At 41.5% G+C, this 26183-nt stretch carries 25 protein-coding genes and 1 riboswitch; of the genes, 6 read left to right on the top strand and 19 right to left on the bottom strand.

Annotated features, from left to right (window positions below; all coding sequences use genetic code 11):
- Positions 1–42 precede the first annotated feature (42 nt).
- Together mfd and AAEY98_RS15575 are read left to right on the top strand one after the other, a co-directional pair.
- Complete coding sequence (gene mfd / locus AAEY98_RS15580; RefSeq protein WP_351010536.1) at positions 43–3579, top strand: transcription-repair coupling factor; 3537 nt, start codon at positions 43–45, stop codon at positions 3577–3579.
- Positions 3569–4561 (top strand): peptidoglycan binding protein CsiV, encoded by a 993-nt coding sequence (locus AAEY98_RS15575; protein WP_351018038.1) that lies wholly within the window; start codon positions 3569–3571, stop codon positions 4559–4561. Before mfd ends, AAEY98_RS15575 begins: the two co-directional genes overlap by 11 nt.
- Before the next feature lie 138 nt (positions 4562–4699).
- Here AAEY98_RS15575 and nagZ read toward each other — a convergent pair whose 3' ends face one another.
- Complete coding sequence (gene nagZ / locus AAEY98_RS15570) at positions 4700–5725, bottom strand: beta-N-acetylhexosaminidase (RefSeq protein WP_162023361.1); 1026 nt, start codon at positions 5723–5725, stop codon at positions 4700–4702.
- Positions 5726–5958: 233 nt separating this feature from the next.
- Between nagZ and AAEY98_RS15565 the strand changes: the two genes are divergently transcribed.
- Positions 5959–7335, top strand: coding sequence for an L-serine ammonia-lyase (locus tag AAEY98_RS15565; protein ID WP_101086843.1), 1377 nt, complete (start codon positions 5959–5961; stop codon positions 7333–7335).
- A gap of 209 nt (positions 7336–7544) precedes the next feature.
- Here the strand turns inward: AAEY98_RS15565 and AAEY98_RS15560 are convergent, their stop codons facing one another.
- From AAEY98_RS15560 to trhO, 3 genes are all read right to left on the bottom strand, one after another.
- Positions 7545–8012, bottom strand: a complete 468-nt coding sequence (locus AAEY98_RS15560; protein ID WP_101086842.1) for a CreA family protein — start codon at positions 8010–8012, stop codon at positions 7545–7547.
- A 325-nt stretch (positions 8013–8337) separates the two neighbouring features.
- Positions 8338–9744 carry a molecular chaperone gene (gene yegD / locus AAEY98_RS15555; protein ID WP_350978138.1) on the bottom strand — a complete coding sequence of 469 codons (1407 nt, stop codon included), beginning with the start codon at positions 9742–9744 and terminating at the stop codon, positions 8338–8340.
- Positions 9745–9998: 254 nt separating this feature from the next.
- Positions 9999–11063 (bottom strand): oxygen-dependent tRNA uridine(34) hydroxylase TrhO, encoded by a 1065-nt coding sequence (trhO, locus tag AAEY98_RS15550; RefSeq protein WP_335691580.1) that lies wholly within the window; start codon positions 11061–11063, stop codon positions 9999–10001.
- Between the two features lie 237 nt (positions 11064–11300).
- Here trhO and AAEY98_RS15545 point away from each other — a divergent pair, with 237 nt between their 5' ends.
- Together AAEY98_RS15545 and AAEY98_RS15540 are read left to right on the top strand one after the other, a co-directional pair.
- The gene (locus AAEY98_RS15545; protein WP_351018035.1) at positions 11301–12017 is read left to right on the top strand and encodes a glutathione S-transferase; all 717 of its coding nucleotides are present in this window, start codon (positions 11301–11303) and stop codon (positions 12015–12017) included.
- Positions 12018–12193: 176 nt separating this feature from the next.
- The gene (locus tag AAEY98_RS15540; protein ID WP_101086839.1) at positions 12194–12394 is read left to right on the top strand and encodes a hypothetical protein; all 201 of its coding nucleotides are present in this window, start codon (positions 12194–12196) and stop codon (positions 12392–12394) included.
- A gap of 204 nt (positions 12395–12598) precedes the next feature.
- Here AAEY98_RS15540 and AAEY98_RS15535 read toward each other — a convergent pair whose 3' ends face one another.
- The 11 genes from AAEY98_RS15535 to hinT all read right to left on the bottom strand — a co-directional run bounded on the left by AAEY98_RS15535 (position 12599) and on the right by hinT (position 21470).
- Entirely contained in the window at positions 12599–13147 is a 549-nt protein-coding gene (locus AAEY98_RS15535) for an NAD(P)H nitroreductase (protein ID WP_351018032.1), read from the bottom strand.
- Between the two features lie 158 nt (positions 13148–13305).
- Positions 13306–13899, bottom strand: coding sequence for an HvfX family Cu-binding RiPP maturation protein (locus AAEY98_RS15530; protein ID WP_162023365.1), 594 nt, complete (start codon positions 13897–13899; stop codon positions 13306–13308).
- 92 nt (positions 13900–13991) lie between these two features.
- Positions 13992–14837, bottom strand: coding sequence for a DUF6279 family lipoprotein (locus tag AAEY98_RS15525; protein ID WP_162023366.1), 846 nt, complete (start codon positions 14835–14837; stop codon positions 13992–13994).
- Positions 14838–15158: 321 nt separating this feature from the next.
- Positions 15159–16157: a phosphotransferase gene (locus AAEY98_RS15520; protein WP_351018029.1), complete on the bottom strand. Its 999-nt coding sequence runs from the start codon at positions 16155–16157 to the stop codon at positions 15159–15161.
- A gap of 36 nt (positions 16158–16193) precedes the next feature.
- Positions 16194–16904 carry a nicotinamide riboside transporter PnuC gene (gene pnuC, locus AAEY98_RS15515; protein ID WP_101086834.1) on the bottom strand — a complete coding sequence of 237 codons (711 nt, stop codon included), beginning with the start codon at positions 16902–16904 and terminating at the stop codon, positions 16194–16196.
- A 5-nt stretch (positions 16905–16909) separates the two neighbouring features.
- Positions 16910–17170, bottom strand: coding sequence for a hypothetical protein (locus AAEY98_RS15510; protein WP_101086833.1), 261 nt, complete (start codon positions 17168–17170; stop codon positions 16910–16912).
- A gap of 53 nt (positions 17171–17223) precedes the next feature.
- Positions 17224–19425: a TonB-dependent receptor gene (locus AAEY98_RS15505; RefSeq protein WP_351018026.1), complete on the bottom strand. Its 2202-nt coding sequence runs from the start codon at positions 19423–19425 to the stop codon at positions 17224–17226.
- 55 nt (positions 19426–19480) lie between these two features.
- Positions 19481–19588: riboswitch (TPP riboswitch) on the bottom strand.
- A 125-nt stretch (positions 19589–19713) separates the two neighbouring features.
- Entirely contained in the window at positions 19714–20106 is a 393-nt protein-coding gene (locus AAEY98_RS15500) for a YcfL family putative periplasmic lipoprotein (RefSeq protein WP_101086831.1), read from the bottom strand.
- A gap of 37 nt (positions 20107–20143) precedes the next feature.
- Positions 20144–20611, bottom strand: coding sequence for a PaaI family thioesterase (locus AAEY98_RS15495; RefSeq protein WP_101086830.1), 468 nt, complete (start codon positions 20609–20611; stop codon positions 20144–20146).
- The gene (locus tag AAEY98_RS15490) at positions 20608–21117 is read right to left on the bottom strand and encodes a PaaI family thioesterase (protein WP_101086829.1); all 510 of its coding nucleotides are present in this window, start codon (positions 21115–21117) and stop codon (positions 20608–20610) included. The genes AAEY98_RS15495 and AAEY98_RS15490 overlap by 4 nt, the downstream gene beginning before the upstream one ends.
- Positions 21117–21470 (bottom strand): purine nucleoside phosphoramidase, encoded by a 354-nt coding sequence (hinT, locus tag AAEY98_RS15485; RefSeq protein WP_351018023.1) that lies wholly within the window; start codon positions 21468–21470, stop codon positions 21117–21119. Before hinT ends, AAEY98_RS15490 begins: the two co-directional genes overlap by 1 nt.
- Positions 21471–21673: 203 nt before the next feature.
- On the opposite strand from hinT, the gene AAEY98_RS15480 reads away from it, so the two are divergent.
- Complete coding sequence (locus AAEY98_RS15480) at positions 21674–23431, top strand: M61 family metallopeptidase (RefSeq protein WP_351018020.1); 1758 nt, start codon at positions 21674–21676, stop codon at positions 23429–23431.
- A gap of 142 nt (positions 23432–23573) precedes the next feature.
- Here AAEY98_RS15480 and AAEY98_RS15475 read toward each other — a convergent pair whose 3' ends face one another.
- Genes AAEY98_RS15475 through AAEY98_RS15460 form a run of 4 tightly spaced genes read right to left on the bottom strand, consistent with a single transcriptional unit; the run spans position 23574 to position 26049 of the window.
- Positions 23574–24425: a CsgG/HfaB family protein gene (locus AAEY98_RS15475; RefSeq protein WP_351018017.1), complete on the bottom strand. Its 852-nt coding sequence runs from the start codon at positions 24423–24425 to the stop codon at positions 23574–23576.
- Between the two features lie 2 nt (positions 24426–24427).
- Positions 24428–24829 (bottom strand): curli assembly protein CsgF, encoded by a 402-nt coding sequence (locus tag AAEY98_RS15470; protein ID WP_123776865.1) that lies wholly within the window; start codon positions 24827–24829, stop codon positions 24428–24430.
- A 12-nt stretch (positions 24830–24841) separates the two neighbouring features.
- Complete coding sequence (locus AAEY98_RS15465; protein ID WP_242445135.1) at positions 24842–25420, bottom strand: curli production assembly/transport protein CsgE; 579 nt, start codon at positions 25418–25420, stop codon at positions 24842–24844.
- Positions 25417–26049, bottom strand: coding sequence for a LuxR C-terminal-related transcriptional regulator (locus AAEY98_RS15460; RefSeq protein WP_351018014.1), 633 nt, complete (start codon positions 26047–26049; stop codon positions 25417–25419). The genes AAEY98_RS15465 and AAEY98_RS15460 overlap by 4 nt, the downstream gene beginning before the upstream one ends.
- Positions 26050–26183: the final 134 nt, after the last annotated feature.

The raw sequence follows: 26183 nt of genomic DNA, 5'->3' as shown, positions 1-26183 counted from the left end.
TTCAATACGACTTGATCGCAAACGGAACTGACAAAGATTTCAATGAACCTATTTAGTGTACTCACGCCGCCGAGTGTAAAAAAAGGCCAACAAACGCAAACTTTGGCAACATTGGGTGGCGTGTCGCAAGCCATCACCCTCGCCAACTTAATCAATAACCATCCTGGCACCAGTATTATTGTCACTCACGATACGCCTAGTGCGTTATCGCTTGAGGTCGAACTGAGTTATTTATTAAACCACATCAATGTGAATGTATGTTTGTTCCCCGATCGTGAAACCTTGCCTTACGATAGCTTTTCGCCGCACCAAGACTTAATATCGCAGCGACTTGAAACCTTAGCCAATATTGGTCAAAGCCAGCACAATGTGGTCATCGTACCGGTAAATACCTTAATGGTTCGCCTACCTCCTAAATCATTTATGACTGCCAATGTCATGGTGCTTAATAAAGGCGACACATACAGTTTACAGCAAGCCAGACAACACCTTACTGATACCGGTTATCATATTGTCGATCAAGTATATGAACATGGTGAGTTTGCTATTCGTGGCTCTATTATCGATATTTTTCCTACCGGCTCAAAACAACCATTACGCATAGAATTGTTTGATGATGAAGTTGAATCGATACGTTTTTTTGATGTTGATACTCAGCGTTCAGGCATGGCTCGCGATGCGATTCGCATGCTGCCAGCCAAAGAATTCCCCACCGACAGCAATGCTATTGAAGGTTTTAGACAACGTTATCGTCGTCGCTTTGAAGTAATTTCAAAAGAGGCCGAATCAGTTTATCAACTCGTCAGCCGTAATTTAATGCCCGCAGGCATTGAAAACTACTTACCGTTATTTTTCGATGACACGGCCACATTGTTTGATTATTTGCCGCAAAACAGTCAACTGCTCACCTTAGGCAATATTGAAAAAGCCAGCTTAGCGCACTTACATGAAGTCAATGTCCGTTACGAAGACCGACGAGTTGATCCACTAAGGCCGCTATTGGCGCCAAAAGAACTTTACTTGCTTAATGATGAATTATTCGCGGCATTTAAATCTTTTACTCGTACCCAATTATTACAGCAATATATTGCCACCGACACCAATAATGCCGGCGAGCCGCTAGCTGAAGTTGCACTTCCAACGCATACCCTCATCGCTAACGTTGAAACACTGCCTGACATCAATGCTAACCATAAACTCAAACAACCACTCATTGCGTTACAAGAGTATTGTCAGCAGCATCCAAAATTAGTGTTTAGTGCCGAATCGGAAGGCCGCCGAGAAGCCCTGTTAGACTTGTTTGCCAAAATTGACATTAAACCCAAGCAGTTTGCTCATCTTAACGACTACCTCGCAGCCAAAGACAATATAGGCTTAATCGTGTCGCCTTTAGCGCGAGGTTGTGTGCTAACCGACACCGCAAAAGGTGCAGTAAGCATCATTTGTGAAACCGAACTGTTTGGTCAGCGTATTTCGCAGCAACGTCGCCGCGAGAAACAAAAACAAGTTAGCACCGATGTTTTAGTCAAAAACCTGGCTGAACTTAAAGTCGGTCAACCTATTGTCCACCTAGAGCACGGTGTTGCGTTATACCAAGGATTAGAAACGCTTGATACTGGCGGTTTGGTTGCAGAATATTTAAAACTGGAATATTCAGGTGGCGACAAGTTGTATGTGCCAGTGTCGTCACTGCACCTTATCAGTCGCTATAATGCCAGCGGCGATGGTAATACTCACCTCAATAAGTTAGGTAACGAAACCTGGGCTAAGGCCAAGAAAAAAGCCATAGAACGTATTCGTGATGTGGCCGCTGAATTGTTGGATGTATATGCCCGTCGTCAAGCTCGTCCTGGCGATGCAATGAGTATTGATGAAGAAGAATACGCCCAATTCAGTCAAGGTTTCCCCTTTGAAGAGACCGTCGACCAAGAAAGTGCCATTCACGCAGTACTTGAAGACATGCAAGCACCACGCGCAATGGATCGCTTAGTCTGTGGTGACGTAGGTTTTGGCAAAACAGAAGTGGCCATGCGAGCAGCATTTGTCGCCGTGAATGCCGGTAAACAAGTGGTGGTGTTAGTGCCGACTACCCTGCTTGCCCAGCAACACTACGAAAACTTTAAAGACCGTTTCGCTGATTGGCCTATCGTTATTGAAGTGATGTCACGCTTTAGAACCGCTAAAGAACAAAGCAGTGTTGTTGAACAACTGTCTGAAGGTAAAGTCGATATCGTTATCGGCACTCATAAATTACTGTCATCAGAAGCTAACTTCGACAACCTCGGATTATTAGTCATCGACGAAGAACACCGCTTTGGTGTGCGTCAAAAAGAAAAAATTAAAGCATTACGTGCCAATGTCGACATTTTAACCCTCACCGCCACACCGATTCCGCGGACATTGAACATGGCCATGTCGGGTATGCGAGATTTATCGATTATCGCCACCCCACCAGCTAAACGTTTGGCAGTAAAAACCTTTGTGCGTGAATATGACAAAGCCACGGCACGAGAAGCCATCTTGCGTGAAATTTTGCGTGGTGGCCAAGTGTATTATCTGCATAACAATGTTGAGACCATTGAAAAAACGGCGCAAAACATTCGCGATTTACTTCCTGAAGCCCGCGTCATAACCGCCCATGGGCAAATGCGAGAACGCGATCTTGAAAAAGTCATGACCGACTTTTATCACCAACGTTTTAACGTGTTGGTATGTACCACCATTATTGAAACGGGTATTGACGTACCCAGTGCTAATACCATCATTATCGACCGAGCCGACATGTTTGGTTTAGCACAATTGCACCAGCTTCGCGGCCGTGTTGGGCGATCGCATCACCAAGCTTATGCTTATATGATGACGCCTCATCCTAAACGTATGACCCCAGATGCCCGCAAACGTCTTGCAGCCATTGAAGCCCTAGAAGATCTTGGCGCAGGATTTTTACTCGCCACTCAGGATTTAGAAATTCGCGGTGCGGGTGAATTGCTCGGCGATGAACAAAGCGGCCATATCTCAAAAATTGGTTTTAGCTTATACATGGAAATGCTGGAATCTGCCGTAAAAGCCCTCAAAGAAGGAAAAGAGCCTTCTTTAGCCTATATGATGAGTGCCAAAGCAGAAATCGATTTACGCATTCCGGCGTTATTACCAGAAGATTACGTCAGTGATGTTAATATGCGCTTATCATTGTATAAACGTATCGCTAACTGCGAAACCGACACCATGCTCGATGAACTTAAAGTCGAATTTATTGACCGATTTGGTATGTTACCTGTGCCAACCCGAAATTTAATGGCAATTACTCTGTATAAACATCAAGCAACCGCGTTAGGTATTGTCAAAATAGAAATGCACGCCAAAGGTGGCAGTGTCGAATTTGGTCAAGAAAATCACGTCGATCCGATGTTTATTATTGGTTTGTTGCAAAACCAACCACAAATCTATCGAATGGACGGGCCAAATAAGTTAAAGTTCAACATTCCTGCTGAGACAAGCAAAGAGCGTCTTGAGTTAATCAACACCCTGCTTGAACAGTTCGCTAAACATCAAATTTTGGAGACAAATAGTGCTTCGTAAACTTGCGATTTCTATCGCCGCTATCACAGCGCTATCCCACAGCTTTTCAGCCCATGCAGAATCATGGTTTGAAGTTGAAGTGTTTGTATTTGAACGCCAACAGCCGTCTGTTGAAAAATGGCTCAATGCCACACCACCAAAGCTCAGTAAAGACACTGTGGATATCATTACGCCAGTGATCAGTACCGACATAACCGGGGTTGCCGTTGGCTTAAATGGTTGTACTTCAACCGACTGGACCAATGGCGCCAGTAACTGTAATGACCCAAAAGTCAGTAACAGTATCGCGGCCCATCCAAGCGAAGTTCCGTTTAATATCGGAGCCAACAAGCCGCAAACCGCATATTTAGGTCAAGGCCCATTACTGCTGGCTCAAAGCCAAGGTAAGTTTAATGACTTAATTCGAACGATCAGTCGCGAACCTTATGTTAAAAGCCTAGTGCATTTAACCTGGCAACAAAATATGCAGTCGCGTAGACGCGCTAAACCAGTGCGTATATTTGGTGGTAAGGATTTTTCAAAGAATTTTGAATATCATGGCTTAGCGATCAAAAAAGCAACTCAAACAGAAGCCATGCCAAGCACAGAATTTGGTGCCTTAGGTAACGCTTATGAAGCGCCAAAAATAGGTCCTGTATGGGAATTAGATGGCTCGATAAACATTTATCTCAGTCATTATCTGTATATTGAAAATAATCTGGCTTTGCGTAAACCGACTCAAAAAATGCTTGAATCAAGTCCTTTAGAGTTTAATGAATATGCCGCTCTAGAAATAGAAGGTAAAAAGCAACTAGCACCTTATTTAGAAAGCATCCCGCTTATCCAGAATCGTCGTGTGCGCAGTGGCGAGATCCACTACTTTGATCACCCGCAATTGGGTGTTGTGATGCAAATTCGAAAAATGTCTCAACCGACTAATGTTAAACCCATTGATTTAACCGAGCGTGCTACCACTAGCCAACCAGCACCTTATACTGGTTAACAGCTCGATAGCTTAAGACTAAAAAACCGGATCAATTGATCCGGTTTTTTTGCTTAATGGCCTGCTCATTTACTCGACAACCTCTGCCCGGGAGAATAAATACGCCCCCTTAACTCGAGCTGTGGTTATTGAGACAATTTACAATGATTGTGCAATACGAGTAATGTCCATCGTCAATTGCTGCGCAGCTTGCCAACGCGATTGTTGCTCAAGCGCCTGCAAGGATTGTGCAGTATTACCCTTTAGCGATAATGCGGTATGTGTAGGTTCTGCAGCAGGCCAATCAAACTCGGTTAATAAAGCATTAACGCCAACAGGATCATTACAGACCAAAATCATATCACAGCCAGCATCTAATGCCGCTTTAGCACGGCCAAGGTAATTACCAGCAAAACTGGCGCCCTTCATGCCTAAGTCGTCAGAAAAAATCACCCCATCAAAACCTAATTGTTGACGTAAAATAGTTTGTAGCCAGTAAGATGAAAAGCCAGCGGGATTAGGATCAATATTTGAATAAACCACATGTGCTGGCATCACACCTTGTAGCTGCTGAGAACCTATCAAGAGCTTAAATGGCTGCATATCAAAAGCTTCCACTTGCTCTTTAGTCCTTGGATCAACTGGCATGGCAATATGTGAATCGGCAGCAACACTGCCATGACCAGGAAAATGTTTTCCTACCGCAGCCATACCGGCCTCATTCATGCCAATGATAAACTGCTGAGCTAATGCACTGACTTCATCAGGATTTGCACTAAAACTGCGCTTTCCAATCACTTCACTTATACCATTTACGTCTAAAACAGGCGCAAAACTTAAATCAATATCACACGCTAACAGCTCAACTGCCATTAAAAAGCCACACTCTTTCGCCCATTGTTTAGCTAATGTTAAATCGCCTTTAGCGGCAGGTAAAATATCACCCATGGCAGGAATTAAACTAAAACCTTCACGAAAACGTTGAACTCGGCCACCTTCATGATCGACCGCAATTAATAATTCAGGGCGAATACTGCGAACACTTTTAACCAATTCAATTAATTGACTTTTATTTTCACAGTTGCGACTAAACAATATAATACCACCCACTTGCGGATGCTGTAATTGCTCAGTTTCTGTTGCAGATACAGTTAAACCTGCAAGATCCATCATTAAATAGCTCAAATCTTTCCCTTATCTATATAGCTGACAATCATGCCAGGTTAATCCAGTCACATTATGCATCAAGTATAAGGCTGGCTAATGTGAGAATAATGCATCAAAAAATCTAATGAACTGTCATTGATTAATGTGTGGGATACTCTACCAAGAATAAGAGATAAACCGCCAACATTACTTTTGACGATTATACTCACTTATAACGAAAACAATAAACGACTCAGCAAGGGTTAAACAACATGATTAGCGTATTTGACATGTTCAAAATTGGTATCGGTCCTTCTAGCTCACATACAGTGGGTCCTATGAAGGCAGGTAAAATTTTTATACAGCATGTCGCTGATAATAATTTATTAGCGAATACCGATGAGTTACAAGCAGAATTATTTGGATCTTTAGGCCAAACAGGTAAAGGTCACGGCACAGGAAAAGCGGTCATTTTAGGCCTGATGGGTGAAGATCCAGAAACCGTAGATACCGATGGGATTGATGCCATTTTAGACATTGTGTCTACGACTCAAAAACTTACCTTAGCAGACGGACGTCAGGTGAAATTTACTCGCGAAGAAGGGGTAACCTACCACAGACGTAAAACCTTACCTGCACATGCTAATGCCATGACCTTATATGCATTGTCTAAAGGCGAATGCATATATCAGCGTACCTATTATTCAGTTGGCGGCGGGTTTATTCTTGATGAAGATGAAATCACTCAACGTAATGCGTCTCCAGCAACGCCAATAGAACAAGCACCTTACGACTTTAATAGTGCATTGCAATTGCTGCAATTGTGCTGCGACAACGGCTTAAGTATTTCATCATTAATGATGGCCAATGAACTTAGCATTGCAAGTGAAGATGATATCAAGCAAGGTTTGTGGAAAATTTGGCAAACCATGAAAAACTGCGTTGAACGTGGTTATCACAAAGAAGGCATATTGCCAGGCGGTTTAAAATTACGCCGACGTGCGCCAGCACTCTACCGTCGTCTAAAAGCGGAAGGGCGAAATAACACTGACCCATTGACCGCTATGGACTGGGTCGATTTATTTGCTTTATCGGTTAACGAGCAAAATGCCGCAGGCGACCGCGTTGTTACAGCGCCAACAAACGGCGCAGCAGGGATTATCCCATCAGTATTGTGTTACTACGATATGTTTGTGCAAGAAGTCGATATCGATGTGTGCAGCCGCTATCTGTTAACCGCTGCTGCCATTGGTATTTTGTACAAGAAAAATGCCTCGATTTCTGGCGCTGAAGTGGGTTGCCAAGGTGAAGTGGGCGTAGCCTGTTCAATGGCAGCCGGTGCGTTAACTGAAATCATGGGCGGAACCGTAGAACAGGTTGAGAACGCCGCTGAAATTGGCATGGAACATAACTTAGGTTTAACCTGCGATCCAGTTGGCGGCCTAGTCCAAGTACCTTGTATTGAACGTAATGCTATGGGTGCTGTAAAAGCGATTAATGCTTCACGCATGGCACTTCGCGGTGACGGTAATCACAAAGTGTCACTGGATAAAGTCATTAAAACGATGATGGAAACCGGTAAAGACATGCGGAGTAAATACAAAGAAACAGCAAAAGGCGGTCTTGCGGTGAATATCGTCGAGTGTTAATTCACGTATTCATTTAATCTGCTCAATTCGACATGCCTGTTAGCGAACCTAACAGGCATTTTTGTATGCCTTAAATGGCGAGTTAACCTGTTAATGATTCATCGTGAAATCAATTAACCGAACAACCTATTTTCCCTTGTACCAAAACCAGATAACAAGATGGTAGAAAATGCATACGAATATGCCCGAAGCAAGACAGACCTTTGCCCTTAGTGAGCTGGTGCGAGGTCAACATAAGCTTTGGTTCCCCAAAGTGGAACGGTCGAAAGGCTGTGTTTGAAGCTTCCCGATGTTTCTTTGGTAGAGTAAGAGACATACATTAACGTTTGATTTTCAGCATCGAATATTCTTCTGATTTTCATGGTTTTGAAAAATATACTTTTTGATTTTTTAAACACAACTTCACCAGATTTACTTTTATCTATTTGTGCAATCATATCGGTGGTGATTTCCCCTGTTTGTCTGCAAGAAATAGAACTATCACTTGGATCTGAAAAACTGAGATTTTCTTCTATTGAGGCGATGTGACAAGTGACACCTGTTACGATGTCATCCTTTAAAATGTTTAATTTTATGTCTTGTGTCGTAAACATCCCAAGTGATACATCACCGACTTCATTGTCAGAACAAGCCGTAAGAAGTGCCGTTAACCCTAGCACTATTAGCATTTTTTTCATCGGTAACACCTTTTAATATTATGAGTTTATATCATCAAAATAGGTTGTTATAAAAAATTGAGATGTTCTGTCATTAAAGGTAAACCATTATGGCTATGCCTTTAATGACAAATAAGTCCACACTGACGCGCGGCCGCCGCAAGCCATAATAATAACTAACATTGTCATCATTTTGGTGATCACTATAATCATATTAATTGACCATATTGATGGCAGACAAAGCATGCTGGTTGATCATTCTACTATTAGCACAATGACCAACCTTTAGCATAACCATCAGCCTTTAACATAACCATCAGCCTTCGCGAGCTAAGTGCAATGAATTTTAGTTAAATGCACTTTGAGCACAACGGGTTAAACCTGCTGTTACCGAACCGAAATGGTCACCCACCACCACTTTGGCATTGGGGTACACACTAGCAATTTTATTGTATATAGCTGGGCTTCGGGCCGTACCGCCTGTTACATATACAATATCAGGACTGGTTGGCATATCGCAATCTTGTTGCTCCGCTTTAGCGATAGCCGTTTGCATCGCTTGTTTCATTAATGCTTCAACTTTCGCTAAGGGATCATTAATGGCTTGCTCAAACTGTGCTGCTGTTAATGGGACTAACAGCCCCTTTTCAATAAAATCTAACGAACATAGAATGGTATCATTGTCTGACAAACTAATTTTCGCCGCTTCAGCTTGGCGTACCACTTGATAACTCATTTGATTCTTTTGTACTTTTTGTAAACGAACTAATAGTTCAGGCTGCTGCGCTTCTTTGATTAGCTGCTCAACTAACTTACGAGAAGGTAAACTAACAAAGTCACGTTGGGCACTAATATCATTGACGGCCACCGCGTTCCAAAAAGGTGTTCTTGGCATAGGTTTACCGTTAATCATTAACGTGTCTGCACCAAAGCTTGGCATCAATCCAGTCATCGCTAATGCGATATCTAAATCGTTACCACCAATCCGTTGACCTGAATGGCCAAAGCAGTCTGGGCTGCGGTCTTGTTGCTTAATGTAGGACGGCCCCATCTTTACCACTGAACAATCTGTCGTACCACCGCCAACATCGACCACTAACACGGTATTGTCATCGCTAAGGTTTGATTCAAAATCCATACCTGCAGCTAAAGGTTCAAATAAAAACCTCACATCAGTAAAGCCTGAACGAGTAGCCGCCAGGCGTAAAATGGTTTCAGCTTGTTGATTACTGTCTTGGCCACCTATGCCTTGAAAATTAACCGGTCGACCTATCACCGCATGGCTCGCTGCGCTAAGCGATTTTGCGTTTAACGCTTTATCGGCTAGTGTTTTAACATGTTGCATCATCAAGGTGACAATGTCTTCAAATAAGGCTATTTGTTCAACACGTAATCCGTTGGCACCTAAAAAAGACTTTGGAGAACGGACATAGAAACCTTCTTCAGGCATGTCTAAATAAGCATCTATCGCAGCTTGGCCAACAAATACGGCTTGTTCATTCGGCGACAGATCAAGCTCATGACGCATTTGTTTTGCACGCATTAACTGAGAACTGCGCAAATGAGAATACTCTGCTTTTAAGTGTTCTGGTAATCCTTGGTATACCGCCTCGGCAATAAGCTCGCGATCCATTGCGTACAACGTTGAAGGCATAAAATCCGAATGAGTTGATAATGGTAATAACGATACCGTATCATCAATCATTACCCCAATCGCACAGTTGGCACTGCCGTAATCAAATCCAACAAACATTGACTTACCTTCTGTCATCTAATCGAAAAAAGCGCTCAAAATAACACACTTATGACACTTGCTAAACCCTTTATCACTGTTTTATCTCCCGCTTGGGTAAAGCGAGTCCCTTATCTTAAAAGGCAACGCTGTATATGGCGTTTAAAATGATAAAAATCTAACTAACCTGAAATAGGGTAACTGTTAATACTGTGCCCATAACAAAAAAGCCCAATCTTATGTAGATTGGGCTTTCGTTTTAGCAAAGGTATTCATTAGCCTTTGTTATTCATTTTTTCTTGTGCTTTACGCTGAGCTTCTTTTTGTTGGCGACGAGCATCAATCACTTGCTTTACATCGCTACCAATATGCGCTTCACCGCGTTGCTTGGCTAATTGTACTTGACGCTCACGCTCAATAAACCGCTGACGTTGTTCTTCAGGCACCTTATCAATGCAATGTGGACAGCTGACTCCTTGAACATAGGCTTCAGTTTGTTTTTCTGCTTCAGTAATTGGCATACGACAAGCATTACACTGATCGTATTGACCTTTTTCTAAGCTGTGATTTACCGCTACGCGGTTATCAAACACAAAGCATTCACCTTCCCATAAGCTTTGCTCTTGCTCGACTTCTTCAAGATATTTTAATATGCCGCCTTCAAGATGATATACCTCATCAAAGCCCTGCTCTTTCAAATATGCAGTAGATTTTTCACAGCGAATACCACCGGTACAAAACATCGCCACTTTTTTGTGTTTAGCCGGATCTAAATTTTGCTTCACATATTCAGGAAACTCACGGAAAGTCTCGGTTACTGGATTAACAGCATTTTTAAAAGTACCAATCTTCACTTCGTAATCATTACGGGTATCAACCAACACCACATCTGGATCTGAAATAAGTGCATTCCAGTCTTTAGGTTTCACATAGGTCCCGACGACTTTACGAGGATCAATACCTTCAATACCCATAGTCACAATTTCTTTTTTCAGCTTCACTTTGGTGCGATAAAACGGCATTTCAGCGTCAAAAGATAGCTTAGTCACGATATTATCTAAACCAGGTTGAGTGCCCAACCAGGCCAATAAAATATCAATCGCTGATGAGGTTCCTGCAACAGTGCCATTAATGCCTTCTTGAGCAAGCAACAAAGTGCCTTTGATTTCGTTTTGTTCCATGACACTCAGCAATGGCTGACGAACTGCCTCAAAATGCGGTAATGCCACGAATTTATATAACGCGCACACAGCGACTTGGGCTTGAGATGCAGCTGTTATAGCTTTTTGAATAGGTTCTTGTTTAGGCTCTTGTTTAGACGCTTGTTTAGGTTGTTGCATAAAAATGAGGTCTCCGCTGGCTGGAACTTAATTTCCAGTGCATATTACTGTGCATATAAATAAGGTCTGCACACTGTGCACAGACTCAAAAAAACGGCCGAAAGTATACCTAAATCACAGTCAAAAAAATACTAAAACCAGCAGATGTACTTTTTTACAATGTTGGTAGCGGTTAATTTTGGGTTTTCAGCCAAGAAACGTTACTCTATTAGCAAGACATCATTTTATAGACACCTAATGAATTCTGCCATTTTGTACACCTTTCGTCGTTGCCCTTATGCTATGCGAGCACGTATTAGTCTTCATTTGAGCCAACTGAATCCGTTAGTGCGTGAAATAGAGCTTAAGAATAAACCCGCAGAGCTGATCGCCATTTCGGCCAAAGGCACAGTGCCGGTTTTAGAGTTTACTAACGGCCAAGTGATCAGTGAAAGTCTAGATATTATGCGCTTTGTATTAACTGAACACCCAGCGCCAGAAAACCATTACTTAACCACAGAAGAGTATCAAGTCCTGCAATACTGGTTAGATAAATCAATGACTGAATCGCTCATTAATGCCAATGATAATCAATTTAAACCATGGTTAGATAAATATAAGTATGCCGACAGGTTCCCTGAATACAGTCAACTTTGGTATCGACAACAGGCAGAGCAGTTTATTCAGTTGTTGGAAAGGCAGTTGCTGCAACACAACTATTTGTGTACCGACAGCCCAACACTAGCTGATTTTGCTATTTTTCCGTTTATTCGACAGTTTGCTAATGTTGAACCTTCGTGGTTTAACACCATGCCATACCCTAAAGTTAACGCTTGGTTAACCACATTAATCAATAGCCCGCTATTTAACGTGACCATGTGCAAATATCCATTGTGGTTACCACAAAAATCTATGATTGACCTCAAACATTCAGTACGTAATGATGGACAAGTAATACCTTTGTGCAAAAATTAAAAAATTATGAATATTTAATGGTTTACGGGCTATTAATCGGATAATTTTTAACGTAAATTAAAGGTGTTAGCAGTGAATAGCTGTTTAAGAACATGGATTTCTATTATTTTTACTGCAGATTTTAATTTTAAGCTTACACTTAGATAAGTCATTGCTGGAACGCAAAGGAACATGACATGAATAATATGGATATTACGTTAGTATTAATGCTCATTGCATTACTGATTTTACATATTCACTTTTGCTATCGAGCCTATACCTCGAAAGCACATATCAAACATGGTCAACGTGTAGTGTGGTCTATGCTGAGTTTGTTAATGGGACCATTAGGCTATTATGTCTATCAAAACATGATCCCACTCGAGTTCTACGAATAGATTTGTTTTAGAGCTTTGCTTTGAAGTTCAGTGAATAAAGTCTGATTGTTTCTTAATATATTATTGAACAAGAGCTTGTTAACCCCCTTCTCGTCGTCCTGGTAATGCTTTTGAGCCGAGATCTTGGTGTTTGTTTTGCTTTGTACTTATGGCCTGCGGCCACCAACGTCGTGGCCCATTGGTCATACCCCAACCTTGCAATGCTTACAAATATCGCGCAAATTGCTGGCCACTTTTAAGCGGTTTAGTGGGAGCGAGCACTGCTGGGGTGCCAACATATAAAAAGCCAACAATTTGATCGTCTGCTGCTAATCCTAATGCGTTATTCACATTAGCATCAAAAGCAAAATCGCCTGTACGCCATACCGCACCTAGCCCAATCGAAAATGCCGCCTGCTGCATTGCCATCGTGGCGCAACCCGCTGCTATATGCTGTTCTAAAACGGGTACTTTATCATGCGTTTGTGTTTTGGCGACGACCGTAATCACCATAGGCGCACGATAAGGCATGTTAGCGACTTTAGTCAGAAAAGTATCATCTGCACCACTTTTTTTAGCCGCATCAACAAAAATATCTGCCAACTTAGCTAAGCCATCATCTACCGCAATAATAAATTCCCAAGGCGTTAATGCACCGTGGTCTGGTACTCTTGCTGCTGCATCAAGCAAAAAAGTGAGTTGTTCGGCATTGGGTGCTGGGGCAACTAGGCGAGGCGTCGATTGGCGAGTCAATAACAGTTGTTTGGCGTCCAAGATACAATCCTTTTGAGTAAATTATGCTGCCGATATTAGCAAAAATCCCACGTATTAGGTGGGATTTTTTAGGGGTGTTCTATGTAACCTAAACTCGAAATAACAAACGCCTCTCAAACAGCCCTTTTTTATACTGAGATCAGGTGATGCAAACAAGGTTACTTTAACAACCGGCGTCCTATAAAGTAATCAACGCTGGTGTAACGGCCGCCACCAATCACAAATAATGCCAATAACATAATTAGATACGTCATCGCGAATTCAATACCATTATTTAAAATAACAAAATTACCTGAACTGGTTAGCCATTCATAATTACCGTGCTCTTGTAAAATAGCTTTCGCCGCAGAAAGCTTTTCCGCTGAAGCTAACACTTGCTCATTCGCCAACCACGAACTTGGGTCGGCAATAGCCAACCAACCATTGGGTAAATGCACCGCAAAAACAGCAACTAGCATTGTGACCATCATTGGCAATGCCACGATTCGAGTGGCTAAACCGATCAACAGTAAAAAACCACCGAACAATTCAGTGCCTGCAGCTAACGCAGTCATGACTTCTGGCATAGGTAAACCGAGTCCCCAGTCGGGATTGCCGAACCATGCTGCGGTGTCTTCAAAATGTGACAATTTGTTGTATCCTGCCTGCATTAGCACTGGCGCAAGATAAAGCCTTAGCAGTAAGGCGGCTAAGCCTTCTGTATGTTTAATCACATTTAAAAATTGTTGATAAAATCCACTTAGTGTCTGCATAAATAATCCTAGCTGAAATCGTTGTTGTAGTAATAGACCCGCTGAAGATTAAAAATATTTCAGCTTTGGAGACTAACGGATAAAAATAGATATTATTTGTCTAAGTGTAATTCAGTTAAATCTTCTACTAATTCAGCTAATTTTTTATCAAAGTGCTTACGTTGTTTTTGACTAAATGTTTGATTAAGCGTAATCAACATTGAGCCAAACTTACGGGTATTTTCGGTAACATTATCGCGATAAACCTCTGATTTCAGTTCATCTGGCGAGATCATTAATAATTTCATTTGTTGGGTAAAATAATCAGTTTGCTGACGGCGTTTCAGTGCTTGTTCAAATTGACTTAGCCATTCATGGCGATACTCAAGCCACATGTCTAACGTGGCTAAACGCTGCGTATTAGCTTGATGAATAATGTTTTTTTGTTCATCTGTAGCATCGCCAGTCCATTCAGATAATTGCTCGGCGATTCTTTTATCTGAGTCTTTTATCAATTCAGCTTGATCTTTGCCGGCGTATTCTTCGATTAATTCTTGTTGTTCTTTTTTTAGCTGCGCCAGTATCTGATCAACTTGTCCATCAGATAAGCTCGCCATAATAGGTAACAGATCAGGCATAACAAAATCGAAAATTCGGGACCAATGTGCCTTCGCCATTGACACTTGGTTAAGCCATAGCTCTGGGGTCATTGTTTGTTGATTAGTCAATGTCGATAATAAAGACAGTTGATCACGATAACGCGGTAATTCTTGTTGGCGATGCCAGACTAAAAACGATTCAATAATAATATCAAATTTATCTTGCTGTTCTGAGGTTAACTCTACGTACTCTTCAACTTCCCACTCTATCGCCCAATCCAGAAAGAAATAGCTTACTTTGGTTGAGCAGCCGACAAAAAATAAGCTACTTAACAGTAGGATAATCAATTTTTTAGACACAGATAATTCCTTTATCAAAATTTATATCAAATCCAGTAATGATGTGATCAATCAGAGTCACTCAGATTTTTCAGTTTGAGACGCATTGTTGAAAGAATGGTTGTTCCCTTATGAAACAATGCAACAAAAAATAGAAAGTCTGAATGACTCCCGCAGGACGGGTTTCAGAACCTTCTATGCTGCTTAATATGATTTTGACGTAGAAAAACTATGTCTATAATCTTATTACTTGTCTAGTAGGCGCTGAATGACCAGATATTTATTAGAACTGGTATTACTTCACTTATACTTTATCAGAAGCTTGTACTTTATCAGAGCATATTAGCAAGTGATTAATGTAAAATACTTTGTAAAGTATTGTAAGTATTGTGTAGATTTTTGCGGTTCTTTGGCTGCCATTAATAACGCCCACATTGCCGAAAATAACCAAAAACAATTTATTGCAGCGGGTAATGCCGCTTTGGCCGCAGACACATCGGTGAGGCTTGCAACCTGACAGTATTGCATAATCACGTTATCGATTAATTGGTTAGCTTGCTTCGTTGATAGTTGATGACTAGCCACGACGCTGGCTAAATCGAACAACGGATGGCTCGCCACAGCATATTCATAGTCTATACAAAGCAGTTGCTGAGGGGCTCTGCCGCTAAGCAGTAAATTGTGTGGAGTTAAATCTCTATGACAAAAAGTCGGCAGCAACACACAGGCTTCTAACTGCGATAACCAATGTCGAACAAGCCCATTTAAGCGTAACAATTGCTGCCTCGCATCATGCCATTTTGGATCTGTTTGCGACCCCGTTAATGAATCTAATTGGTATGCATATTGTTGCCATTGCTCACTAACGGTAATGCTTTTCTCCGGCACCGGCAACACACTGAGTTTACAAAATAATGCACTAAGCAAAGGAACGGCATCCACAGCCGCAATGGATTGATTTGTCGATTGCCCAAGTGATAAGTGACTGCGCATTGAGGCAAATATCGACCAGTCTGTCTCTGGTTGATCAATAAACTCACTCAGATACACTTGCTTATCATCACTGACCCAAATCAATGCAGGTGCAATGTTAGCCACAATTGCAGCTTGCCAACATTCAACTTCAAGCGCTCTATCGCACCAATTACTGTGAGGCTGATTTACTCGTAAGACCTTATCGCCATCTTCACAAGATAACTTAATATTAACATTACTGATCCCTGTGTTAAGAAAAGACACCGCAGTACATTGCGTAGCAAGCTGCTGAAATAATGTGGTTGGCATGGCTTTGTTGATTATATTAAGCACATCGATAGGTAGAGATAACAACGGCTGGGACATCAAATATTTACTCTAATAAAATGATATTATGGTTGGTTATGCACCAACCACCTCTTGACTCGTATTGTGTTGCGTTATTATATGATGACGATATTTCTTACGCCACATCATGTATCCGCCAACTGCCATTGCGACGTATAAAACAAACAAACCCGATGTCAGCATTAAGCCTTTTTGGAAGTAAAGGTAAATAGACACAAAATCAATGACGACCCAATAGAGCCAATTTTCCAGCACTTTTTTTGCTACTAGATAGGTTGTAACGATAGCAAAACAAGTGGTTGCCGCATCGATATAGGGAAATGCGGCCGACGTGTAATGAGCCATTAAATATCCCACCAGCATAGACACTAATGATGTCGCGCCGATAAGCCGAGCGTGAGTACTCCAAGACCAACTGGTAATATTAAGGTGATTGGTTTCTATGTTGTGCTGAGTACCATTATGCAGCTCAGAATTGTGCAAATTGCTTTGCTGAGAAGGTGGCACGTGCAACCACAACCAATAACCATATACCGCCATCCCCATATAATAAATATTAAGGACTGACTCCATTAATAACGATACATTCCAAAATAGTACAGTGTAAATGGCGGTACTAATAAATGCTGCCGACCAACACCAGATGTTAGTCCGCATAGCAAGAATTAAGTAAGCAAGCGCTAGCATAACGGCAACAGCCTCCCAAAACGTCATTAATGACGCTTCACTAAAGGCTTGTTGTAGCGTTATAAATAGATCATTCATTGTGGTTATTCGCTATGAGCTAGGTTGAGCTCACCACCGATAAATTTACACACAAAAACAGCTTTACCCCACTTTTGATGTGCGGCTTGCATTTCAACGGCTAGCATCGACATTACATCAGCATACTCGCCACAGACTTGGGTTGCCATCGCGTTAGTCACTCGTTGAATATTGTCATAACTATCCACTCTGCCGATAAACCATTGGATAGGATCGAGATAGTTTTCATTGAACGGATACATACTGATTTCTGCAGTTAACTTCATTTCTATTCCTTAATAAAAACCGCTGCAACAAAGGCTACAGCGATTTTATGTCATTACATAAATTGAACTTCTAATGTCACACCAATTTGGCGCGGATCACCGTAACGAATATATTGTTTATCGACCCAATCTTGATCTGGTTCGTTGCCAAAGTAAAAGCCTCGCACACCATATTGTTCATCAAACAAATTGCGGCCCCATAAATATGCCGACCATGTTGGCGTTTCATAGCCTAAACGGGCGTTATAAATGGTATAGGCTTCTGACTGAGATTCATTGCTGTCAGAATAATAAAACTGGCTTTTACCACTGGCATTCACGTTTGCAAACCAACCAGAATCAGCAACATAAGTCATACCAGCACTGTAAGTAAATTTAGGCGAATGCGCTAAGTCACGCCCAGATAAATCGACGGTAGAACCGTATTTGTCACTGTATTGATATTGGCCATATTCAGTTTCTAACCAACCGAAACTACCATAGAATTCAATATTTTCTGTTAAATACCATTTTGCATCGAGTTCCGCGCCATAGTTACTTGAACTGCCGGCATTTTCGGTAAATAGAATAAAACGCTGCGGGCTATCTGGGTCTTGTAAAGAGGCGGCAACTTGTTGGTCTTGGCGGTCCATATAAAATAGCGCCAAGGTAGAATCCACTTCGCCATCAAACCAGCTCGATTTTAAGCCAACTTCATAGTTATATAAAATCTCAGTGTCGAACTGTTTCTTGTCAGACAATTCAGCAGGCAGTGTCATATTAAAACCACCTGCCTTATAACCGCGGGCGACACGAGCATAAGCATTGTGATTAGGATTAATGGCTTTTGACAACGCAATATGGCCGCCCCACATATCTTCTGATGGGGCAAAGTCATCTTTATTGCTGTCACTATAATCACTATCGCGGCGCTCGAAACGTAACCCAGTCGACAATAAGTAATCATCACCTAAATGGCTGTCTAGTTGGCCAAATATGGCATAGTTTGTCGCCTCATAATTTGACTGCAACACTTCATCTGGCCAGGTGTTGTATTCCGAGTATAAGTCGTTATCTTCTTTTAAATTCATCGCGTATACACCCAATAACCAGTCGGTACTACCGGCGAAGATGCGTCCTGCATCTTTGGATGATAAACGGAGCTCTTGGGTTAAGGTTTTACGATCGCCCTTTTTGTCCCAGGTGTAATCATAAACACAAGGTTCAGTACCTGAGGCCGCTCCTGCGTCGTCATACACAGTACATGCTTTACTCGCCCAATAATCCGAATTGGCCCAATCACCATCATATCCATTATGATGATCAGTTTGCGCAAATGATGTTAATGATGTGAAGTCAAATGCTTGCATACCCGTGTATATGAACTTAACCCCTGCTCCAGTCGTTTTCTGTGTATCAACACCGGGTTGGTCAGTTAAGGTATTACTGCGATTATTATCTAATGTCCACACATCGTAACCATTATCAAAATTGGCATGCAATAAGGTTAAATCAACTTGAAGATCGTCAGTAGCGTACCAACGGAACTTAGCCCTAGCCGTTAACTCATCACGCTCATTGGTATCATCACGGTTAAGATAAAGGTTGTCACGGTAACCATTTTGATTGTGCTGTTCTAGTGATACACGGTAGAGCAATTTACCTGAGTCATTGAGTGGACCAGAGCTAAAACCAGAAAGAGTACGAAGATTGTCGTCACCTAAACTGACTTTTGCGCCATGTTCAAATGATTCGGTAGGGTCATTACTTTTTAAGTAAATTAATCCAGCTAGTGCATTAGCACCATATTGAGTACCTTGTGGACCGCGCAAGACTTCAACTTGCTGCATGTCGTACATACTCGACACCATGCCAAGGCCAGATAGATCGATGTCGTCGACCACAAAGCCAACCGATGAGTTAGGTGCACCTTGATATTGTTCTTGTTCACCGACACCACGAATTTGGAAATATTTTGGACGAGAACTGCCACCAGACCAGTTAAAGTTGGCAATAGAATTGAGCACATCTTCAAAATGTTGCGCCCCTTCGTCTTCTAATTGCTGGGCATCAATAACCGTCACGCTTGACGGCATTTTATCAAGGCTGATATTACTAAAATCAGCATTAACAACAATCACTTCCATTTTTTCATATTCGGGAGTGACATTTTCAACATCGGCCGTTTTAGCCATAACCACAGGCGAGCTTAATGCCACCATTACCGCTAAGGCAATTGGTGTTTGGTGTAACCTAGTAGAGTTTTTCGTGAACATAGGACCTCAAATAGTGATTTTGAGATCCGGCAAGAGTAGCGAATAAGAGGTGCACATAAATAGTGTGGCCCATTCCTACGCCGGTATAAGCCGGATCAGGTTCTAAGGGTTCGTCATACAGACATCTCAGTTCAGGTTTTACTGAACACCCCTTGGCGATCACGATTATAAACTAACTTCACCATGAATACACGAGCAGCTATACAATTTGATAACGCAAAAATATAATTGATTAACTTTATATTAAATCTCAGTAATCATGTCTCTTCAAGTTCTCTGTAGCGTGGCTTAATTTGAGAAAGCTTCGCGCACATAGATCTCAAATCGAATAGCTTGTGTATTGGGCGCTACCGCACCCACTTGCAACTGCTGTTTACCATGTAATTTAACCGACTTCCAACTGCTTGCTTCATCCTCAACTGTAAATCCGCTAGCATCGTACCAAGTGAACTTATATTGTAGACGTAGGTCAGTGCTCGATTTGCTTTGAATTAGCGCAGATGCTTTGATTAAGTCAGCAACCATGACAGATGAAATATCCACAACATTGACATCACTGGCAAAAGAGCTGCTATCGACTCTAACCTGTCCGCTTGAGTCTACCGAAATACCTGCCGTGTTATGCGCACAGGCGCTAAGCAACAATGCTAATGCGAACACAAATATTGACGTTATTTTCATGCTATCTCCTTATTTGCTGTTAATGTAAAGCGTTGACTTAATCTATCAAAAAATGTGCTCTGGCAGTGGCTATCAATTGTTTACGGTTGGTTTGCCAACAGTTCATACTGACGTTAGCCACACGGCGGCCTTGGCGAGTAATTTTACATTCTGCAAAGGTATCTTGATGTAAACCTGCGCGTAAATAGTCAATTGAGAAATCAACAATTTTAGGCACTTTCTTGGCTTGCATAAATACCATTAATTGTACAATTGCCGACATTTCCATAAACCCAGCAATCACTCCGCCATGTATTGCAGGTAAAATCGGATTACCAATGTTGTCATCTTTAGCCGGCAGTCTAAATACCATTTCATCACCAAAACGGGCCACTGACATGCCAATAAATTGTGAGTAAGGTACTTTCTCAAGTAGGTAACTATAATCATTCAGTTCAATGGCACGTTTAACCACATCTTGAACATCTAAACCCTTTTGTGTCTCTATTTGGGTTGGCTCACTCATGATTTCGCCCCCGGTAAATTCCCCATTAACACTTGACGAAACTCTTCGCCGACCATTTCTGGACTAATTCGCATAAAAGAACCCACCGCGTGAGCGATAGGTTCATCAATACTGTCTTGATATGCTATCGCACGGGTAAAAGCAACGCTTGACGATAAACGATAGCATTCAGCAAAGGCATAAACCGACTTATGAGGCTCTGCGGGTTTCATGTAGTCGACACGTAAATCCAATGTTGGAGACAACTCTAACGATTGGTACTTCTTCAAAATGGCGCATACCACGGCTGTGCCACAAGCGGTATCTATCAAGGTTGTGATCACCCCACCATGAATGACTCCGGTGTCGGGGTAACCAATAATATCTTGACTGTAAGGTAACTCAATTAACACATGATGCTCACTGGCTTCTTGCACTGAAAGCCCTAAACGACGGCACTGAGCTAACTGGTTGACAAAACGGGTGGCGACTTCAGTTAATGGAAAAAAATCACTGTTAATTTTCATTATCCACGACTCAACATTGGGCCTAATGGTTTACCCCCTAAAAGATGCATATGAATATGGTAGACCTCTTGACCACCATGCTTATTACAATTCATGATTAAGCGATATCCATCTTCAGCAATACCGGCTTCATCGGCAAGTTTGGCCGCTACTGTTATCATCCGCCCTAATGCTAATTCATCAGACGCTTTAACAGCATTTGCTGTCGCGATTAAATGATTGGGAATAATCAGAATATGCGTAGGAGCTTGCGGAGCAATATCCCGAAATGCGGTGACTAATTCATCTTGGTATAAAATATCCGCTGGAATTTCACGGCGGATAATTTTGCTAAATATGGTTTCTTCGGCCATTTGGATGCCCTCATTAGATAACTGCATTGATGCTATTGATAATACTATCAACTATTTGAACTATCACTCCAGTAAAAACGCTTTTTATGGGTAATATTTTGCCTAAAATGGGATTCGTTTGCTTAAGTGAGTCAATTTTGGCAGCATTGGTTATTATAGCTCAATCGTTTTGATTGCAACTTGCCACTCATTCGGAATTCTTTATGCATTATCATATTCATGCGGTCGACCCAAAAGCTCATTTATTTGAAGTGACCTTTACGCTAAAAAACGCCAATCCATCTCAGATTTTTTCATTACCAGCATGGTTACCTGGCAGCTACATGATCCGAGATTTTGCCAAAAATATCATTGAAATTGATGCCAAAGAGAATCTACAATCGCTTGCAGTCACTCAATTAGATAAACAAACATGGCAATTGAATAACCAAGGCAGTGATATCACTCTGTGTTATCACATTTATGCATGGGATTTGTCTGTTCGCACTGCACACCTTGATACTAATCATGGCTTTTTTAATGGCAGTAGCGTGTTTCTAGCGGCTAATGGTCTTGAGTCTCAACCACATACCGTCACCATGGCTAAACCTGCACTTGCAGAATTAGCTCATTGGACGCTAGCCACCAGCATGACTAGAGCATCAGGTGAACAATTTAGCTTTGGTGATTTTAGCGCTGAAAACTACGATGACTTAATTGACCATCCCGTTGAAATGGGTGAACTGACCATTGAAACCTTTTTCGCTGCTGGTGTGCCACACGATATCGTACTCAGTGGCAAACAAAGAGCAAATATGGCTCGATTAGCCAAAGATTTACAAGCGATTTGCGAATATCAAATTAATTTATTTGGCACTCCAGCACCCTTTAAGCGTTATGTGTTCATGACAACCGTTTTGGACAATGGTTTTGGCGGTTTAGAACATAAAGCATCAACAGCGTTAATGTGCTCTCGCAACGACTTACCTTTGTCACTCGATGCGCCAGTAGATAAAGGTTATCGCACTTATTTATCACTGTGCAGCCATGAATATTTCCACTCATGGAACGTTAAACGGATTAAACCTGCTGAGTTTACGCCATTTGATTTATCACAAGAGTCTTATACTTCTCAATTGTGGGCGTACGAAGGTATCACGTCATATTACGATGATTTAATTACCTTTAAATCTCAGTGTATTGATGAGAAAGGTTACCTTACTTTACTCAGTCAAATTATGACTCGAGTATACCGAGGCGAAGGTCGCTTTAAACAAACCTTAAAGCAATCAAGTTTTAATGCTTGGACTAAGTTTTATAAGCAAGATGAAAATGCCGCTAATGCAATTGTCAGCTATTACACTAAAGGCGCACTATTTGCCTTGTATGTAGACTTAACTATCCGTATTGAAACCCAAGGTAAATACAGCCTTGATGATGTTATGCGTACACTTTGGCAACAATATGGTTTAACAGGTGTAGGTACTGAATCGTCAAGCCATCAACAGATTGTTGAAGCGCTATTAAATCGCCCTTGTGACGATATCTTTACTTATCTCGACAACACAGACGATTTGCCACTAAAAGAATTACTGGCTCAAGTGGGCGTGAATATGAGTTTACGGACCTGTGAAGGTGTAACTGATTTGGGTGGTGCTGGAGCTACAGGTTATAACATTGGTTTTGGCGCAAAAACAAAAGCGGAATCATTAGGGTTAAAAATTCTAACGGTTAGCCAACACAATCCAGCACATCAAGCGGGATTAAGTGCGGGTGATTTATTGATTGCAGCAGACCACTTGCAAGTAACCAGTCAATTTGAACAGCAACTGCAAAGTCGAACCCTTGGCGAACAAATCACTTTGCATTGGTTTAGACGTGATGAATTGATGCAAGGAACATTAACGATCAGTGAAGCGGCTTTAGACACGATTTCGCTTAGCATCATTGATGCGACTAAAACACAATTGTGGCTTGGTTAAGACTAAGAAACGATTATCAAGTTTGAAAATTGATTTACTGAGTACCATCAATATTAATCGAAAATTTGAATTAAAAAAGGATATCAATTTGATATCCTTTTTTATAAATCTTCTCTATTACTATACAAATGTACCAATATGACTAGCTCTGCTTAATCCGTTCTAATACTTGATTTTCAGTATGTGCTTCTAACCAGTATTTTTGTAATGTTGGGTTTTTTACTCCTGATACAGGATCAAGTAAATTCCAAGCTCGTTTCCAAATACCGTCGGCAATCATATGTACGACCGCACTTTCTATTGCCGCGGCAATACACAAACTCACAGGTTCATTTGAGGTATAACCCGCCTCTGACTCTAATAACTCTTGCGCATCAATAAATTTAAATACACCAGCAGTAATTTCTTTTGAAATAACGGCCTTAGTGGTTGTTACACTGCTTAATAATCGACCGGTACGGATATCAACCGCGCGTAAATTAACCGTTATACTATCGACACGGTATTGACCCGATACGCCGATCCCCAAATAACGAGCACCTGCGCCACCGGTTTTAATATTGGTATCGTAAGCCACTATGCCACCTTCCATAAGAATTTGGGCACTGTTTAATTGTGGCAACTTACTGGCATCACCATTGAGTCCTGCACGAACAATTTTTCGTTCTGTCAGTAAATTTTGTAACCCTTCACGCTCAACAGGCACAAACCAAGCAGAATCATTGAGCGCCTGAGCTAAGAAAGCCGTTCCAGACTGAGGTACTGCAGTTGAAAAGTTACTCGAAGGTATCGGCTTGTATTGGCCCGTTTGATCACGGAAATCATACACTGCAGCCACCATACTTCCTTGGGGGGATGGTAAACTGACTAAATCGTAATAAGTCTCGCCCTTTGGCATTAAACTCGTGGTAGCTTCAATACCGTCGAATTCACTTTCTATCGAAGAACACGCGCTCAAAGATAGAATAAATAAGCTAAGCAGTAGTCTTTTCATGATTAGCCCCCTGTTGATGCGCCGACAATACCACCAACTTCGATGATGGTCGTCTCGCCGGTTAATAAATCAGTAATGTGAACCAGTAACGATCCATCTTCATTGACCACATTTATCTCAAAGTCATCGGTTTTTAAATAACCTTCACCACCATTTGCCGCATCATTAAACAGTTGGCTCATTAAGCGTGACTGTAATGAACTAGCAAGCCTGTCCAGCGCAGTAGGGGCAACATAGGAGGAACCACCTTGATGTTCATTTTGCGCTGACGCATTTGCCAATAAATAACTACCATTAAGGTAACTGCCCCCAAACGCAGGGTTAACTGGGGTATATACCAGTTGCGTCGCGGCTAAGGGAAAACTAAATGATGTTATTGATAAAATTAGTAATAATTTTTTCATATACATTCCCTACTAAAACTCATCAGGAGCAAGATCGGGGTCTGAAAATGCCGCCCATCTTACCTGTTGTTGATATTGCAACAGGGAAGCATTGACCCGCTTTGCTGCCATGTTCGCTTGTGCATCAATATTTCGCGATGCTGGGGATAAAAACGTCACAAAAACCGGCTTGCGATTATGCAACACTAAAATTTTACTACCACTTCTTGCAGTGGCTTGTTCTACAACAGTGAGCCCCGAGTGGTTGCTCATGCCATTGATATCACGATAAGCGCTAACAAATTCTCGATAAAAACGGTGGCCAAATCTTGTCATGGCTCTATTTAAGATTAATCCGTCAATTAAATCAGCTTCACGCTTGGGCTTTGCATCACTGACACTCGCTACAGGTTCAATTGACTGCAATAAATTCTCTTGAGCTTTTGAGGCGGTGGATTCTGGAATAACTTCATCTGTGGTGGGGGCAATGTTAGCTTTTGTAAATTCTGGAACATTAACGTCAACATCTTTACGATCATCAGCGATAGCATCACTTAATAAAACGGCTTGACTAGCAATCAAGCAAATGAGTATCACTGATGGATATTTCACACTCTCACCTCATGCATGTGAGTTTGTGCCCAAGCAATGGCTTGACCACGACTAGACACACCAATTTTTCGAAACGCACGATAGAGATGCGTTTTAATGGTAGATTCACTGACAAATAGTTGATTAGCGATATCGAGATTAGTACTACCAGACAATAACGTTTGTAATACCTCACGTTCACGAATGGTCAGTTGCTCACTGTCATCGTCATGGTTAATACTCATTAACGATTGATAGAGATCTTGAGGGATGACACTACGGCCTTTGAGTATTTCATTTAAGCCGCTACTAACATCAGCTAAATTAGCATTGGTATAGAAGACACCCGTTGTGGTCGATGGATGAATTAAAAATGTTGCATCAACTTGTTTGGGGAAATTTAGAAAAACGGTACGAACACCACAATATTCACGTTCAATAACACGCTGTAATTGATATGCTTGCTGAAGATCAATCGTTGCTAAATCGAAAACCACTATTGAGTTGGTTTGTGTGGAAAGTAACTTCGACATATTACTCGGCTGAGCCTTGGTTAATCTAACCAAAAATTCTTGTGGCCAGCGTGATTCGAGTAAGTCAATGAGCAGCTGCGAACGCGAAACGATCATCCAATTTTCAACTTTAAACATTCCTAACACTCCATGTGGTATGAATAAACTGTGGTATAAAGAAACTATCATATTGATATTAAGTCCATATCAACATCTATAAGTTTAGCAAGTGGATTACTGCATAACAATTAGTCAAAAGGGTGCTTACACAC

It is taken from the genome of Shewanella sp. AC91-MNA-CIBAN-0169 (assembly GCF_040310165.1).
Classification (GTDB): domain Bacteria; phylum Pseudomonadota; class Gammaproteobacteria; order Enterobacterales; family Shewanellaceae; genus Shewanella.
The sequence above is the reverse complement of the archived record's forward strand: the minus strand, read 5'-3'. Positions and strand labels throughout refer to the sequence as shown.

Coding starts and splice junctions, on each gene's coding strand:
- AAEY98_RS15470 (WP_123776865.1), bottom strand. CDS start 24,829: ATGAAAAAATTATTACTAATTTTATCAATAACATCATTTAGTTTTCCC.
- AAEY98_RS15545 (WP_351018035.1), top strand. CDS start 11,301: ATGAATTCTGCCATTTTGTACACCTTTCGTCGTTGCCCTTATGCTATG.
- AAEY98_RS15520 (WP_351018029.1), bottom strand. CDS start 16,157: ATGTCCCAGCCGTTGTTATCTCTACCTATCGATGTGCTTAATATAATC.
- AAEY98_RS15500 (WP_101086831.1), bottom strand. CDS start 20,106: ATGAAAATAACGTCAATATTTGTGTTCGCATTAGCATTGTTGCTTAGC.
- AAEY98_RS15560 (WP_101086842.1), bottom strand. CDS start 8,012: ATGAAAAAAATGCTAATAGTGCTAGGGTTAACGGCACTTCTTACGGCT.
- AAEY98_RS15540 (WP_101086839.1), top strand. CDS start 12,194: ATGAATAATATGGATATTACGTTAGTATTAATGCTCATTGCATTACTG.
- pnuC (WP_101086834.1), bottom strand. CDS start 16,904: ATGAATGATCTATTTATAACGCTACAACAAGCCTTTAGTGAAGCGTCA.
- AAEY98_RS15495 (WP_101086830.1), bottom strand. CDS start 20,611: ATGAGTGAGCCAACCCAAATAGAGACACAAAAGGGTTTAGATGTTCAA.
- AAEY98_RS15480 (WP_351018020.1), top strand. CDS start 21,674: ATGCATTATCATATTCATGCGGTCGACCCAAAAGCTCATTTATTTGAA.
- trhO (WP_335691580.1), bottom strand. CDS start 11,063: ATGCAACAACCTAAACAAGCGTCTAAACAAGAGCCTAAACAAGAACCT.
- AAEY98_RS15530 (WP_162023365.1), bottom strand. CDS start 13,899: ATGCAGACACTAAGTGGATTTTATCAACAATTTTTAAATGTGATTAAA.
- AAEY98_RS15510 (WP_101086833.1), bottom strand. CDS start 17,170: ATGAAGTTAACTGCAGAAATCAGTATGTATCCGTTCAATGAAAACTAT.
- AAEY98_RS15505 (WP_351018026.1), bottom strand. CDS start 19,425: ATGTTCACGAAAAACTCTACTAGGTTACACCAAACACCAATTGCCTTA.
- AAEY98_RS15475 (WP_351018017.1), bottom strand. CDS start 24,425: ATGAAAAGACTACTGCTTAGCTTATTTATTCTATCTTTGAGCGCGTGT.
- hinT (WP_351018023.1), bottom strand. CDS start 21,470: ATGGCCGAAGAAACCATATTTAGCAAAATTATCCGCCGTGAAATTCCA.
- AAEY98_RS15460 (WP_351018014.1), bottom strand. CDS start 26,049: ATGTTTAAAGTTGAAAATTGGATGATCGTTTCGCGTTCGCAGCTGCTC.
- mfd (WP_351010536.1), top strand. CDS start 43: ATGAACCTATTTAGTGTACTCACGCCGCCGAGTGTAAAAAAAGGCCAA.
- yegD (WP_350978138.1), bottom strand. CDS start 9,744: ATGTTTGTTGGATTTGATTACGGCAGTGCCAACTGTGCGATTGGGGTA.
- AAEY98_RS15565 (WP_101086843.1), top strand. CDS start 5,959: ATGATTAGCGTATTTGACATGTTCAAAATTGGTATCGGTCCTTCTAGC.
- AAEY98_RS15490 (WP_101086829.1), bottom strand. CDS start 21,117: ATGAAAATTAACAGTGATTTTTTTCCATTAACTGAAGTCGCCACCCGT.